Origin of the sequence: Streptosporangium canum (genome assembly GCF_900113865.1) — a bacterium.
GTDB lineage: Bacteria > Actinomycetota > Actinomycetes > Streptosporangiales > Streptosporangiaceae > Streptosporangium > Streptosporangium canum.
Map to the genome: position 1 here is coordinate 86,385 of NZ_FOQY01000017.1, position 14,317 is coordinate 100,701.

At 72.0% G+C, this 14,317-nt stretch carries 14 protein-coding genes and 1 tRNA gene; 6 read left to right on the plus strand and 9 right to left on the minus strand.

Annotated features, from left to right (window positions below):
* Positions 1-5 precede the first annotated feature (5 nt).
* Positions 6-1,781, plus strand: a complete 1,776-nt coding sequence (locus BM085_RS24150) for a serine/threonine-protein kinase (RefSeq protein WP_245789623.1) — start codon at positions 6-8, stop codon at positions 1,779-1,781.
* Between the two features lie 74 nt (positions 1,782-1,855).
* A complete protein-coding gene (locus tag BM085_RS24155; protein ID WP_093889205.1) occupies positions 1,856-2,815 on the plus strand; it encodes a quinone oxidoreductase family protein in 960 nt (319 codons plus the stop codon).
* 9 nt (positions 2,816-2,824) lie between these two features.
* Here the strand turns inward: BM085_RS24155 and BM085_RS44605 are convergent, their stop codons facing one another.
* Positions 2,825-3,217, minus strand: a complete 393-nt coding sequence (locus BM085_RS44605) for a hypothetical protein (RefSeq protein ID WP_093889206.1) — start codon at positions 3,215-3,217, stop codon at positions 2,825-2,827.
* 403 nt (positions 3,218-3,620) lie between these two features.
* Here BM085_RS44605 and BM085_RS44610 point away from each other — a divergent pair, with 403 nt between their 5' ends.
* Entirely contained in the window at positions 3,621-3,779 is a 159-nt protein-coding gene (locus BM085_RS44610; RefSeq protein WP_177245244.1) for a hypothetical protein, read from the plus strand.
* A 74-nt stretch (positions 3,780-3,853) separates the two neighbouring features.
* On the opposite strand, the gene BM085_RS24165 is transcribed toward BM085_RS44610, so the two are convergent.
* The 3 genes from BM085_RS24165 to BM085_RS24175 are packed head-to-tail and all read right to left on the minus strand — an operon-like array spanning position 3,854 to position 6,634.
* Positions 3,854-4,945, minus strand: coding sequence for a PucR family transcriptional regulator (locus tag BM085_RS24165; protein WP_093889207.1), 1,092 nt, complete (start codon positions 4,943-4,945; stop codon positions 3,854-3,856).
* Positions 4,945-5,745 (minus strand): ABC transporter permease subunit, encoded by an 801-nt coding sequence (locus tag BM085_RS24170; protein WP_093889208.1) that lies wholly within the window; start codon positions 5,743-5,745, stop codon positions 4,945-4,947. Before BM085_RS24170 ends, BM085_RS24165 begins: the two co-directional genes overlap by 1 nt.
* Positions 5,726-6,634 carry an ABC transporter ATP-binding protein gene (locus tag BM085_RS24175; protein WP_093889209.1) on the minus strand — a complete coding sequence of 303 codons (909 nt, stop codon included), beginning with the start codon at positions 6,632-6,634 and terminating at the stop codon, positions 5,726-5,728. Before BM085_RS24175 ends, BM085_RS24170 begins: the two co-directional genes overlap by 20 nt.
* A gap of 208 nt (positions 6,635-6,842) precedes the next feature.
* Between BM085_RS24175 and BM085_RS24180 the strand changes: the two genes are divergently transcribed.
* On the plus strand, positions 6,843-7,676 hold the full coding sequence (locus BM085_RS24180; RefSeq protein ID WP_093889210.1) for a patatin-like phospholipase family protein: 834 nt from the start codon (positions 6,843-6,845) through the stop codon (positions 7,674-7,676).
* A 39-nt stretch (positions 7,677-7,715) separates the two neighbouring features.
* Positions 7,716-8,747, plus strand: coding sequence for a 1-acyl-sn-glycerol-3-phosphate acyltransferase (locus BM085_RS24185; RefSeq protein WP_093889211.1), 1,032 nt, complete (start codon positions 7,716-7,718; stop codon positions 8,745-8,747).
* A gap of 103 nt (positions 8,748-8,850) precedes the next feature.
* Here the strand turns inward: BM085_RS24185 and BM085_RS24190 are convergent, their stop codons facing one another.
* The 4 genes from BM085_RS24190 to BM085_RS24205 all read right to left on the minus strand — a co-directional run bounded on the left by BM085_RS24190 (position 8,851) and on the right by BM085_RS24205 (position 12,698).
* Positions 8,851-9,054: an SHOCT domain-containing protein gene (locus BM085_RS24190; protein ID WP_093889212.1), complete on the minus strand. Its 204-nt coding sequence runs from the start codon at positions 9,052-9,054 to the stop codon at positions 8,851-8,853.
* Positions 9,051-10,580: a cobyric acid synthase gene (locus BM085_RS24195; protein WP_093889275.1), complete on the minus strand. Its 1,530-nt coding sequence runs from the start codon at positions 10,578-10,580 to the stop codon at positions 9,051-9,053. The genes BM085_RS24190 and BM085_RS24195 overlap by 4 nt, the downstream gene beginning before the upstream one ends.
* A 269-nt stretch (positions 10,581-10,849) precedes the next feature.
* Positions 10,850-11,914 (minus strand): cobalamin biosynthesis protein, encoded by a 1,065-nt coding sequence (locus BM085_RS24200; RefSeq protein WP_093889213.1) that lies wholly within the window; start codon positions 11,912-11,914, stop codon positions 10,850-10,852.
* The gene (locus BM085_RS24205; RefSeq protein WP_093889214.1) at positions 11,898-12,698 is read right to left on the minus strand and encodes a phosphotransferase enzyme family protein; all 801 of its coding nucleotides are present in this window, start codon (positions 12,696-12,698) and stop codon (positions 11,898-11,900) included. The genes BM085_RS24200 and BM085_RS24205 overlap by 17 nt, the downstream gene beginning before the upstream one ends.
* A 416-nt stretch (positions 12,699-13,114) precedes the next feature.
* Between BM085_RS24205 and BM085_RS24210 the strand changes: the two genes are divergently transcribed.
* A tRNA-Arg gene (locus BM085_RS24210) sits at positions 13,115-13,188 on the plus strand.
* A gap of 252 nt (positions 13,189-13,440) precedes the next feature.
* On the opposite strand, the gene BM085_RS43350 is transcribed toward BM085_RS24210, so the two are convergent.
* Positions 13,441-14,004 (minus strand): hypothetical protein, encoded by a 564-nt coding sequence (locus BM085_RS43350; protein ID WP_143121051.1) that lies wholly within the window; start codon positions 14,002-14,004, stop codon positions 13,441-13,443.
* Between the last annotated feature and the right edge of the window lie 313 nt (positions 14,005-14,317).

Here is a 14,317-nt window from a genome sequence, read left to right on the forward strand (position 1 = left end):
TAGGTATGACGGTGAACAACCTCACTCCGGGTGATCCCATACAGATCGGGCGATACCGCTTGCTCAGCCGGCTGGGCCGAGGCGGGATGGGCACCGTCTACCTCGGCGAGTCCCCCGAGGGGCACCGGGTCGCCATCAAGGTGATCAACCCGGAGTACAGCCAGCACGAGCAGTTCAGGATGCGTTTCCGCCGGGAGGCCGACGCGGCCCAGCGGGTCCGCCGGTTCTGCACCGCCGCGGTGATCGAGGCCGCGCTGGACGGCGACCAGCTCTACGTCGTCACCGAATACGTGTCCGGCCCGAACCTGGAGGAGGCCGTCCACTCGGGGGGACCGCTCCGCGGTTCCAGCCTCGACGCGCTGGCGGTCGGCGTGGCGACCGCGCTCACCGCCATCCACGGCGCCGGGGTCGTGCACCGCGACCTCAAACCGTCCAACGTGCTGCTCTCCCCGGTCGGCCCCCGCGTGATCGACTTCGGCATCGCCCGCGCGCTGGACACCCTCAGCGGGATCACCGGCACCGGCGAGATCATCGGCACGCCCCGCTACATGGCGCCCGAGGTGCTGCGCGGCGAGCCGGTCTCCCCCGCGTGCGACGTGTTCTCCTGGGGCTGCCTGGTGGCCTTCGCCTCAAGCGGCCACGCGCCGTTCGGCGGGGAGGCGCTGCCCGCCGTGCTCTACCAGGTGCTGAACACCGAACCCTCCCTGGAGGGCATGGACCCCGCGCTGCGCGAGCTGGTGACCTACGCGATCGCCAAGGACCCCCGGAACCGGCCCACCTCCCAGCAGGTGCTCGACCACCTCGTCGGCCGCTCCGCCGCTCCCGAGCAGACCGCCCACTCGGTCCAGACGGCCTGGCAGCAGAGCCCGCCCACGGTTCAGGGGACCGCCCAGTGGACGGGAACCGTACCGCCGGGGCAGCACAGCGGCCCCGGGCAGAACGGCCCCGGGCACGGCGGCCCCGCCCACGACGGTTCCGGACACACCCTCGCGACCGTGCCCGCCGGACAGCGCGCGCGGAGGAAGAAACTGATCGCCGGAGCGGCGGTGGCGGCCCTGGTCGCGGTGGGCGGCGGGGCCGGCCTCTATCTCGCGCTCACCTCCGGCGGCCCGCCGGAGAACCTCACCCTGCTCTACCAGAACGACTTCACCCAGAGCGGGAGCGGCTGGAGCGGCGGTACCTACGACGGCGACAACGACCACGGCTACGCCCCCGAGGGCTACTACGCCCTCGACGTGGACGGCGACGACTCCGTGCTGCGGGAGAAGGCGCCCGTCCCCTTCGCGACCGCCCCGCCCGCCACCCCCAACCCCACGGCCACCCCCACACCGCTCCTGCCCGCCCGCCTGCTGCTCGGCGTCGACGTCGGGATCCGCGACGGCAGCAGCGGCCGGGGCGAGTACGGCCTGTTCTGCCGGGGCGAGGACACCTACGAGGCGACCCGCTACGAGTTCCTGCTCGACACCACGGGCAACGCCCGCATCCGCAAGAGCGTGAAGAGCGCCGGAGGCGAGCTCACCAAGGCCTTCCAGGTCGATCTGCCCAAGGGGCAGCCCGTCCGCCTCCAGGCCGAGTGCTCGGGCGGCCCGCAGGGTGTGCAGCTCACCATGTGGGTCAACGGCGAGAAGGTCCAGAGCGTTCTGGACGCCGGCCCGCTGCCTCCCGGCGAGGTCGGCCTGATCGCCCGGGTCGGCGAGAACAGCGAGGCCAGGCTCCTGACCTCCTTCGACAACTTCACCATGCACGGCACTCTGGAGAACGGGGCCTCCGGCGCGCCCTGAACGGGAACAACGAGTGATCGAGGCGAGGTTGGGGAGGATCGAAGCACTCGAATGAGCTGAAGGAGTCCAGCACGATGCTCGCCATTGTCGTCTCCGCCACCGGCGGCCCCGAGGTTCTCACCTACACCGACCACCCGGATCCCGAGCTGAACCCCGGCGACGTGCTGGTCGACATCGCGGCCGCCGGCGTGAACTTCATCGACGTCTACCAGCGGATGGGCCGCTACCCGCTGTCGCTGCCCTTCGTCCCCGGCAACGAGGGCGCGGGCACCGTCGCCGCGGTCGGCGAGGACGTGCGGGATCTCTCCGTCGGCGACACCGTGGCCTGGGCCGGCGTGATGGGCAGCTACGCGGAGAGGACCGTGGTGCCCGCCTCCCGCCTGCTCTCCGTACCCGACGGTGTCACGGCCGACCTGGCCGCGGCCGTGATGCTCCAGGGGATGACCGCGCACTACCTGACCCACTCCACCTACGAGGTGAAACCCGGTGACGATGTGCTGGTGCACGCCGCGGCCGGGGGCATGGGGCTGCTGCTCACCCAGATCGCCAAGCTGCGCGGCGCCCGGGTGATCGGCACGGTCTCCACCGAGGAGAAGGAGAAGCTGGCCCGTCAGGCGGGCGCCGACGAGGTGCTCCGCTACGCCGGCTTCTCCGAGGCGGTCCGCGAGCTGACCGGCTCCGGCGTGCACGTGGTCTACGACGGCGTGGGCGCGGCCACCTTCGACGGCAGCATCGCCTCGCTGCGCCCGCGCGGCATGATGGCCCTGTACGGCCAGGCCAGCGGCCCGGTCGCGCCCGTCGACCCGCAGACCCTCCACCAGCACGGCTCCCTCTTCCTGACCCGCCCCACCCTCGCCCACTACGTCGCCGACCGCGACGAACTGGTCTGGCGGGCCTCCGACCTCTTCAACTGGATCGCCTCGGGACAGCTCAAGGTGCACATCTCGCACCGCTATCCCCTGGCCGAGGCCGCCCGCGCCCACGAGGACCTGGAGGCGCGCCGGACCACGGGCAAGCTCCTGCTCATCCCCTGAGCCGGAGGGTCAATCCGGCTTCTCCCGCTCCCCGAGCCCGACGGGGAAGGCGTCGAAGTGGACGATGACGCGCGCGGTGTCCGGAACCTCCTCGTCCCGTTCCCGGACCCTGTCGTAGCAGGCGTCCAGGACCTGGGTGACGTCGCGCACGAGGTCGGCGAGCTCTTCCCTGGTCAGGCGCAACGCCACGCGGGAGTTGACGCCGGCCGTGATCCACGGCCGTGGGGAGGTCCGTGACTCCTCCAGCCACCGGGCGAGCTCGGCGCCGCGCTGGCGGACCATCTCCGCGAGGAGGAACTCGGCGGCCTCCGCGGTCTCGGGGTCGCGGCGGAACCGGTCGCCGTCGAGGGAGAAGCCCCGGGTGCGCCACCAGCGCTCCTTGCCCTTGCCCCGCTCGGGCATGTCCTCGATCGGAGATGCCGGGCGCGGACCCCTGGCTTCAGCCGTGGGGGTAAGCCCGGCGTGGGAAGGCGCTCCAGCGCCTGCGCGTGCCTTGACCGGAACCGGCTGCGGCGGCGCACCACGCGCTGGTACAGTCGGTCGCGGTCGAACACGTGAGCGATAGCCAAGCTCGCGGCTTTGGCCGTTACTCACCGCCGGGAGGGCGGAGCCCATGTCACCCGGAACGGGATCGTGGGCTGGGGCGTGGAAACTCGGGTAAACGGGGCCGGAAGGTGAACCGCCAAGCAACAGCGTCGCGACCGTGCGCAAAGCCGCACGGTTGGGATGGCTGGAATCCCCCGGATTCACCCGTGGGGAGCGCTTCAAGAACCCGTGCCGTTCAAGATGGCGCAGGTGGTAGCTCGTGGCTCCGGTGTTCTCCCCGATCCGGGCCGCGAGCTGGGTCGCGGTCTTCGTGCTGTGGGTCGTCGCGGTCGTCCTCCTCTCCCGCGTCGTCTCCGCCCGCTCGGTGGCCGCCGCGGAGGAGGCATCCGACCGGCCCGCGGCCCTCCACCCGGCATGACCGGCCCCCTCCGCCGACACCCGGCAGGACCGGGCCCCTCCCCCGGCACCCGGCAGGACCGGGGCGGCGGGCGATCAGCGCAGCGGATGCGCCGGCCAGTCCAGCAGCCGGGCGCCCAGCACCGCGGTCTCCAGCGTGAACCGCTGGGTGGGGTCGTCGGGCGAGAACCCGGTGAGGCGGCGGATCCGCTCCAGCCGGTAGGTCACCGCCCGGGTGCTGACACCGAGCCTGCGCGCGGCGGCGGTCTGGTTTCCCTGGGAGGCGAAGACGGCCTCCAGTGTGCCGAGCAGCGACTCCGGACCGCCCCTCGCATCCAGCAGCGGACTGAGCACGGTCGTCACCAGGTCCTCGATAGCCGCCCTGTCCCGCAGGAGCACCGGGAAGACCAGCAGGTCCGAGGCCTTGAGCACGGAGGCCCGCAGGCCCAGCCGGTCACCGAGCTCGATGGCGTTGGCGGCCTCCCGGTAGGAGGTGACCACCCCGCCCGGCCCCCGGTGCGGCCGTCCCAGCCCGACCCGCCAGCCGGGCGCGAACATCTGCCGCACGTGGTGGGTGAACTCCCCCGTCGCGACGGCGAGACTACCGGGGGCGACGCACACCAGCCCACCGCCGCGTACCGCGATCAGCACGTTGTGCGAGCCGAACCGGGCGACCAGCGCCTCCTCGATCCGCCGGGTCGGCCCGTCGCCGTCCTTGACCGCCGTCACCCCGCCGGTCCCCGCGGCGCCGCCCGCCGGGCCGTCGCCCACCGGTCCCGCGGGGCGGGCGACCGCGACCACGTAGGTCTCGGCCAGCCGGAGGCCGAAGTGCTCGGCCCGCTCGGCGAGCCGGTCGGCCCGCCCCTGGAGCAGGTCGTCCACGAACTCCCGGCGCGCCGCCTCCTCCTGGCGCAGAGCCAGGCGCTGGGCGTTCTCGTAGCCCTCCATCAGGGCCGAGATCGTCCGTCTGAGGGCGGGGAGCGGGACCGGGACCACGGATTCGGCCATGAGCAGGGCGGTCTCGACGAGTGCGCGCAGCGGCACGCCCGACTCGGCGGCCCGCACGCCCGCCGCCCGGTAGCCGTCCAGCGTGTCGCGGTCGGGCAGCCGCCCGGTCGCGGCGGCGGCCGTCAGAACACGGGGGTGCCCGCCGAGCAGGTCGGCGGGCACCCCCGGGACCTCGTCCATCAGACTCCTACGTCGCGCCGATCGAAGGCGAGGATCGCGGTCACAAGCAGCACCACCGTCGCTCCCGCGAGGACCAGGTAATCACCGGTGGGGAAGCCCTGGTACAGCGGCCTGCCGTCGAGGTAGTAGTGGAACGGCGAGATCCACCTGAGCCAGGCGATCGCGTCCACGTTCCTGCCCATGCTCTCGACGACGTAGCCGCCCACCGCGACCACCCCCACCACGGCCATGGCGATCCCCCTGCGTCCCGTGGCGGCACCCACGGCGAGGGCCAGCGTGCCGAAGAGCAGGCTGAGCAGGAGGATCCCGGTGTGCCCGGCGAGGATCCGGTCGAACGCCACGTTCATGTCGACGGCGGACGACAGCACCCACACCGCGAGGAACGTCACCACCGCCAGCCCCAGCAGGCCGAGGGCGAGGGCGGCGAAACGCTCGAAGACCAGCCGCCTACGGTCGACCGGCAGCGTGACGGTCAGCTCCAGCGTGCCGGACTCCTCCGGCTGGGCGAGCGCCCGGTTGCCGAGGATCGCGGCGCAGACGACGAACAGCATCGGCCCGAACAGCTGGTAGACGAGGCTGTGCAGGTAGCCGATGCCGCTGGTGAAGTCCTCCAGGCCGCCCATCAGGTCGCGCATGGCCCCGGGGAACTTGGCCAGCGCGGCCCGGCCGTACAGCTCGGGGTCCTTGGTGATGCTGGGGTAGAACGACAGGTACAGCGCGAAGAACGCGGTGATGCCGACCGTCCAGCCGGCCAGTGACCTGCGGTAGTCCCGCAGGCTCTTAGACACCAGCACCGGCATGGTGTTCCCCCTCCTCGCTGTAGTAGGTGAGGAAGATCTCCTCAAGATCGGGCTCGGCGCAGACCATGTGCACCATGGTGAACCGCGCCGCCGCCTTCACCAGCGCGTCGGGACGGCCGTCGATCGTACAGCGGACGCTCGCGCCCTCCACCCGCAGATCCCGCACGCCCGCGAGGCCCTCGAACGCCTCGCGGGGCACCGGCGCGTCGAAGTGGAACTCCACCAGCCGCACCGCCTTCTCCCGCAACGCGGCGATGTCCTCCACCGTCACCAGCCGTCCGGCCCGGACGATCCCCACCCGGTCGGAGACGTTCTCCACCTCGGCCAGCACGTGCGAGGACATCAGCACGGTCCGTCCCGAGGCACGGACCTCCCGGACCATCGCCAGGAACTCCTGCTGCACCAGCGGGTCCAGGCCACTGGTCGGCTCGTCCAGGATCAGGAACTCTGGTTCGTGCATGAATGCCTGGATCAATCCCACCTTCTGCTTGTTGCCCTTGGAGAGCCTGCCCATGGGCGCCGACAGGTCGGCCTCCAGCCGCTCGGCCAGGGCGCCGATCCGTTCCCTGGACACGCCGCCGCGCACGCCCCCCAGGAAGGCCAGGTAGTCCCTCGCCCTCTCCCTGCCCTCCAGGGCCAGCTCTCCGGGCAGGTAGCCGATCCGGCCGCGCACCCTCGCGTCGCGGGGGTCCGTGCCGAGTACGGTCACCCGGCCTCTGGTGGGCCGGATCACGTCGAGGATCAACCGGATCGTGGTCGTCTTTCCCGCACCGTTCGGGCCGAGATACCCGAACACCTCGCCAGGACGGATCTCAAGGTCGAGATCCTCAAGGCCCCGGCGGTCGCCGTAGAACTTGGTGAGTCCCTCGGTCCGCACTACCGCTGTCATGCCCCTGATGGTGACGGTCCGGCCCGGCCCCCGGCCATGACCGGACTCCGACAGTTGGCCCCTCGTTCGTTGCCCGGATCCGGACCCCTCCTCCGCGGCCGCCGCCGGATCCGGAGCCCCCGCCGGAGCCCCCGCCGGAGTCCCCGGCGGCTCCGAAGCCCGGCGCCGGCCCGCCGCGAGGCCGTGAACGCCGGTCTATCGTGAAGCTATGAATGTGGACACGGCCTTCGTGCTCGGGGGCGGAGGCGTGCTCGGCGCCCATGAGGTGGGCATGCTGCGGGCGCTGGACGAGGCGGGCGTCAAGCCGGACGTGATCATCGGCACGTCCGTGGGCGCGCTGAACGGCGTCATGCTGGCGGCCTCCCCCGGCGACGCGGTCGCCGGCCTGACCGGGCTGTGGCAGTCCGACGTGGTCCGCACGGCCTTCGCCGGGTCCTGGATGACGCGGATCTCCACCCTCGCCAGGACCGGCACCCACCTGCACTCCTCCGGCCCGCTGCGCCACCTGCTGGCCGAGATGCTCCCGGTCTCCCGGATCGAGGACCTCGCGGTGCCGTTCCAGTGCGTGGCCGCCTCCGTCGAACACGCCTCCGCCCACTGGTTCACCGAAGGTCCTGTGGTCGACGCGGTGATCGCCTCCTGCGCCGTCCCCGGCCTGCTGCCTCCCGTCCGCATCGGCGACGGCCACTTCCTCGACGGCGGCCTGGTTCACAGCATCCCCGTCGGCCGTGCGGTCGCCCTCGGCGCCCGCCGCGTGTACGTCCTGCACGTCGGCCGGATCGAACGGCCCCTGGTCGCCCCGCGCCGCCCGTGGGAGGTCGGCCTGGTCGCCTTCGAGATCGCCCGCCGTCACCGCTTCGCCGAGGAGATGGCCGCCCTCCCCGACGGCATCGAGGTCCATGTCATGCCCGCCGGCGGCGACGCCCGCCCCGGAGTGGATCTGTCCCAGCTGCGTTACCGGGATTCGTCACGTATATCTGGGTACATCGAACGCGCCTACCGGGCCTCGTCCCGATACCTGGCTCAGCACTCGCCCACCTGAGCCAGGCCGTGCAGGGCCCCTTCCAGGCAGGAGACCGCCGTGCTCCCTCCCCGCTTCCTCCGCCGCCTGATCCTCGCGCCCCTCCTCATCGTGCTCACCGTGGTCGCGGTGGTCACGCTTCCGATCTGGCTGCTGGTGGTGGCGGCGGCCTCCCTGCGCCTGCCGCCCCCGCAGCGGCGCGGCACCCGGCTGGTCTGGTTCGCGGTGGCGTGGCTGACCCTGGAGTCGATGGCGCTGGTCGCCTGCCTGGGACTCTGGGTGGCCGGCGGGTTCGGCGGGCGGCTCCACCGCGACGAGCACCAGGAGCGGCACTACGCCCTGATCCGGTGGTTCCTGTCGCGGGTGTACGGCGCCGCCGTACGGATCTTCCGCCTGAGCGTCGAGGTCGACGAGCCGCCGCAGACCCCCGGCGAGCTCTCCCGCCGCCTGACCCGCCCGGTCATCGTCCTGTCCCGCCACGCGGGCCCCGGCGACTCGTTCCTCCTCATCCACCACCTTCTCACCCTGTACGGCAGGCGCCCGAGGATCGTGATGAAGGCGGCCCTCCAGTTCGACCCGTCCCTGGACGTGGTGATCAACCGTCTCCCCAACGCCTTCGTCCCCCGCAAGGTCGCCGAGAGCGGCGTCCTCACCGAGATCCGCCGCCTGGCCGCCGGCATGGACGCCGACGACGCCCTCGTGATCTTCCCCGAGGGCGGCAACTTCACCCCCAGACGCCGCTGGCGCGCCATACTCCGGCTGGAGGAGAAAGGCCTGGCGGAAGAGGCCTCCCGCGCTCGCCGCCTGGAGCACCTCCTCGCCCCCCGCCCCAACGGGGCCATAGCCGCCATCGAGGCCTGCCCCACCGCTGACGTGATCTTCGTCGCCCACACCGGTCTCGACGATCTGATCACCCTCGGCGACCTCTGGCGCAGGCTTCCCGTCCGCGCCGAGATCAAGGCCCGGTGGTGGCGGGTACGGTCCGCCGACGTCCCGCGTGACCGCGAGAGCCAGATCCGCTGGCTCTTCGACCACTGGGAGAAGATCGACGCCTGGATCGCCGAGAACCGCCCCGCTCCCGCCGGAACCTGACCACAGGCGCCGAATCCTCACCGCCGGGTGGAGCAGGCCGGTGTCCCGCGCGGTCGAGCAGCCTCTCCCGCCAGGAGGCCGCCGTGACCTTCCACCAGTCCTGCTACCAGTCCTGGGAGAGTCCGGACATGCGGCGGAGGTATTCGTCCTCGTCGATCTCACCGGCCGCGTAGCGGCGTTTCAGGATCTCGCGAGGTTCCTCCAGGACGGGCTTGCGCGCCCTGGACGCGCGGAACATCAGCGCGGCGCCGAGGACCACCGCGGCGATCACGGCCATGACGAAGAGGATCAACACCACCCGGGTCATCTCTCACCTCCCATGCTTCTATTGTGCGAGAAATCCGGTGTGTCGCGCGGAGTCCCACCGGGAGGCAGGAGGGGCAGGCCCCGCGGCGAGCCGTCTTCCAGAAGCCGCAGCAGGGCCGCGGTGTCCACATGATGTTCGATCAGGTCGCCGAGGGCGTCCAGCCGCTCCTCACGCAACGCGGCGAAGGAGACGTCCGGGGCGGGGGTGAAGTCACGGCCGGAGACGGCCGCCACGTCGGCGAGGAAGGCCCGGCGGAAGTCGTCGTTCTCCAGGGCTCCGTGCCAGGTGGTACCCCAGACCGAGCCGGCCCGGCAGCCGTCCAGGAAGGGGTCGCCGCCCTCCGCCGTCACGACGCCGTGATGGATCTCGTAGGCCGCGACGCGGCAGCCGTACGCTTCACCGACCGGGCGGCCCAGCGTCTTCTCGGCGGCGAACTCCACCGTCGCGGGCAGCAGCCCGAGCCCCTCGACCCTGCCTGCTCCGGACTCGACGCCGTCGTGGATGGTCCGGGCGAGCATCTGGTAGCCGCCGCAGATGCCCAGCACGACCCGGCCGCGCAGGGCGTCGGCCAGACCGGTGGCGCGCAGCCAGGCCAGGTCGGAGACCGTAGCGCGGGATCCCGGCAGCACCACCAGGTCGGCGTCGTCCAGCTCGGCCGGGGAGGTCACGAAGCGGACCACCACACCGGGCTCGGAGACCAGGGCGTCGACGTCGGTGAAGTTGGAGATGCGCGGCAGCCTGACCACCGCGACCCGCAGGGTCTGCCTGCCGTACGGCGTGCGCGCGCCGATCGCCGGCCGGTTGTCCAGGGCGAGGGAGTCCTCGACGTCCAGCCACAGGCCGTCCAGCCAGGGCAGCACGCCGTATACCTCGCGGCCGGTCAGACCCCTGATCATGTCGAGGCCGGGTTCGAGGAGCTCGCGCGCCCCCCGGAACTTGTTGATCACGAAACCGGCGATCAGCGCCTGATCGGCCGGTTCCAGCAGGGCTACCGTCCCGTACAGCGAGGCGAAGACCCCGCCCCGGTCGATGTCACCGACCACGATGACCGGCAGGTTCGCGGCACGGGCCAGACCCATGTTGGCGATGTCGCCCCTGCGCAGGTTGATCTCCGCCGGGCTGCCCGCGCCCTCGCAGACCACCACGTCGTAGGTGTCGCGCAGCCGCTCCAGCGCGTCCACGGCGACCTGGCGGAGCCGGTCCTTGACATCCCAGTACTCCATCGCGTCGACCTCGGCCAGCGGCCTGCCCATGACCACGACCTGGCTGCGCCGGTCGCTGCCCGGCTTGAGCAGGATCGGGTTCATGTCCGCGCTGGGCTCCAGGCCGCACGCGGCGGCCTGCATCGCCTGGGCCCTGCCGATCTCGGCGCCGTCGGCGGTGACGAAGGAGTTGAGCGACATGTTCTGCGCCTTGTACGGCGCGACCTTCACGCCCTGCCGGGCCAGCCAGCGGCAGATCCCGGCGGTGACGACGCTCTTACCGGCGTCGGAGGTGGTGCCGGCGACCAGCAGGGAGCCCCTCACCCGCCCACCGGCCACGGCGCGGCGGACGGCCCGGCGGACGCGGTTCCGGAAAGGACAGGGTCAGGGCCGTCAGGACCGACCAGGACCACGGGCAGCTCCTCGAATGGATCGACAGTCATGGTGCCCAGCATGACGCGCGCCATGCCGCGACGCCCAATCAGGTCAGGCGATCATCCGGCCGGACCCCGCACCACCCATCTGAGCCCCGCACCGCTCGCACGGCCCGCAAGCGGCGGCGCCATGCCGGGCCGCCCGATCAGGTCAGGCGGCTACCGGCGCGGGCCCCGCAGCGCCGCGAGGACGGCGAGGCCGGCGGCGGCGAGACCCACCGCCCGCGCCAGCCGTACGGACCTGCGGATGTCCTTGACCGACGGCTTGGGCCCGTCGCCCATCTCGGGCCGGTGCTCGACGCGGTCGCCGTAGACGTTGATGCCGCCGAGCGTGACGTCCAGCGCCCCGGCGAAGGCGGCCTCGCACCGGCCCGCGTTGGGACTCGGATGGCGATGGCCGTCCTTACGCAGCACGGCCGCCGCACGGCGGACCGAGCCGCCGGCCAGCGGGGCGCCGAGGGCGGTGAGCACTCCGGTGATGCGGGCGGGGACGAAGTTGGCCAGATCGTCGAGCCGGGCCGAGGCCCAGCCGAAACGTTCGTAGCGGGAACTGCGGTGGCCGACCATCGCGTCCAGCGTGTTGATCGCCCGATAGGCCAGCAGCCCGGGGACTCCGGCCACCGCGCCCCAGAACAGCGGCGCCACCACGGCGTCGGAGGTGTTCTCCGCGATCGACTCGACGGTGGCTCTGGCCAGCCCGGACGTCTGGAGCAGCGACGGATCACGCCCGCACAGGTGGGACAGCCTCCTGCGCGCCCCGGTGAGGTCGTCGGCCTCCAGGAGCTCCGCCATGGCCACGCCCTCACGTCCGAGCGTCGTGCCGCCCAGCACCGACCAGGTCGCCACGGCGCTCAGCGCACCCCGCGCCACCGGGTTCTCCACGCGGGTCACGGCGAGCCCGAGCAGCGCCGCAGGACCGACGCACAGAACGGTGTAGAGGACCCCGTCGGGCCGGGCGTCACCGTACACCCGCCTCTCCAGCGCCGCGGCGGCCCGCCCGAACAGCGCCACCGGATGCCCGCGCCGGGGGTCGGCGAGCACGGCGTCGAGCGCGATCCCGGCGAGCATCCCCAGCGCCTCGGCCCGCCTGGACGCCGCCCGGTCCCGCCCGGACACCGCTCGATCACGCTGAAGGGCAGGCCGGTGCCGCTGGAGCGTGGAGTGGTCCCGCCCGAAGGCGGGGCGGTTCCGCTTGAACGCGGAGCGGTCAGATGAGATGGGCATGGAGTTCGTCCTGGTTGGTCTCAAGCCAGGCGCAGGCCCGGCGGATACGTGCCCCGGCGCCCCCCGCCCACATGCGGGCCCAACCGCCGCCCGTGGTGGCGGCCCTGGTGCGCATGACGTGGTAGGAGCGGTCGAAGCGGAGCCTGGCGAGGTCGAGGAGGCGACGGCGCTCACGCGGCGCCAGGCCGTACGCGTCGCAGAACAGGCGCAGTCGCGGGCCGACCTCCAGCGAGCGCTGGAGCGGGTCCAGATCGAGGGGGTCGGCGATCGGCGCCCAGTGCCGCAGGGTGGTCACCACGTCGAACAGCCGGGTCGTGGGCCGGGCCAGGTCGAAGTCGATCAGCGCGGCGGGGAGCCCGTCACGGAAGATCACGTTGTCGAGGTTGACGTCGCAGTGGCCGATCACCTCGGGGACCGCGTCGTCGTTGGAGCCGGCCTCCCAGACGGCCTGCGGCGGCGGGACGAAACTCGCCGAGGCGTCATGGAAGCGCCGCAGCAGCTTCGCCAGGGCGGCCAGCGACTCATCGGTGGTCGCGTAGTCGGCCAGCGGCCTGGCCGCCGAGTCGCCGTCGACATAGGTCAGGATCTCCCGGCCCTGCGCGTCAAGGCCGACCACCCTGGGCGCGCCGTCGAACCCGGCCTTCTCCAGATGCCGCAGCAGCGCGTGCACGGAGCGGGTGGAAGGGCGGACGGGCCTGCGGACGGTGTCACCGACCCGCACCACCCCGTCGGTCACGTCACCGCCCAGCAGGGGGATCTCCTCTTGGACCGTGACGGCGAACATGACATACGAGCCTAGACCGGTCCGCCTGACGGGAGGACCTGTTTTCGGATGTTCCGGCCCGCATCCCGGCCCCCTCCGACACATCCGTAAAACCCGCCCACGCCGGATGTCACAGCGATTTTCCGGAGACTTCCCCGGGGGACCCCCAGGACTCCGCCGGGGCTTCCCCAGGACTCCGCCGGGATCTCCGCGGGGCCGCTTCCAGCTCCCTTCCAGGCCTTTTCCATGCCTCTTCCAGGATGACCACCGCCTGACCACCCCGGCCGGCAGGGCGGACGCGATGCCATCCGGCCCACGGCAGACGCCCCGGCCCCCTGTCCACGGGACCGGCCACCGGCCCTCGTAGAGTGATCCTCGCGACACGAACGCGGATCCGATACATGGACACTCCCCGGATCATGCACAATTAGGCGGGAGCGCCCTTAGCTCAGCTGGATAGAGCATCGGACTTCTAATCCGACGGTCGCAGGTTCGAATCCTGCAGGGCGCGCTTCAACGAACTGGGCAGACTCCCCCATCTCCATGATCGGGAAGCCTGCCCGGTCGCATTTCCGATGGAGCCCTTACGATCGCCGCTGCATGGCCGGCCACCGTACACGCTTGGGGGCGATCGACGATCCAGGGTTCGGGTTCGCCCTGGCGGAGGCGATGAGCACGCGGGAACGGCGCTCCAGCGTGGACCCGGTGTCCCCCGCTGCTCCGCAGCCGTCGCGCGCCAGTCCGGCTGTGACGTGTCGTCAGGTCAGCTGGATCCGCACAGCCTCTCGAGCTCCGCGACGTCTGTATTGATATCCGCGATCACCTGGTTGGGATCGCCGCCGGTCATGCCGGTCAAGCGGAAGTTCAGTTCCTGGAATTCGGCGACCAGCCGCCTGATCTTCGCCCCCACTACCCCTTGCGCGTCGAGGCCTGCGCCCATCAGGTCGAGGTATGCCTGGTGAGCCGCGGCTGCCTGGCTGCTGCGGGCGGTCCCGGTGTTCCGGCGGTATGCGGTCAGCGCCGCCGCCGCCTCGTCGCAGCCGCCGGGCCGGGCCGCTGACAGCAGTGCGGAGGGAACCGGGACCGCTTGCGTGGGGCTTGGCATTGGCGGCTGGGGCGTGCTGAACTCAGGCGATGGACTCGGGGTCGGCGGTGCGGGCCAGGGGATGACCGGATCTGGTGACGATGACTGCGGGGCCGGGGTGGGGACCACCGCGTCGGGCTGGGGCTGCGGAGGCGGGGCCGGCGGCATCAGGTAGGCGACCAGCGCGACCACGGTGGCAACCGCAGCCGCCAGAGCGCTCACTGCCGTCCAGTTCAGACGCAAGCCTGCTCCTCTGCCCGCCGTCGGCGACTGCGCTGATCCGTTCTCCGTCATGCCCTCATCGTGGCCGAGCCGCCGGGCTCGGTCCAGAACGCCTCCTGCTGATCTTCTTGAACAGGACTCGCCGGTAAAGGCGGGGGCGGTGAAGCGGCTTCGGCGGCCGGAAGGGGCCGGCGGGAAAAACGGCGACGCCCGGTAAAACCGTCGCCAGTGGGCGCGCGCCCGTTGCGTGGGCGCATGCCTGTTGCGTGGTTGCGTGCCCGTTGCGTGGGCGCGTGCCCGATGGGGCGCTGATCAAGGTCACGTCCATGGACGT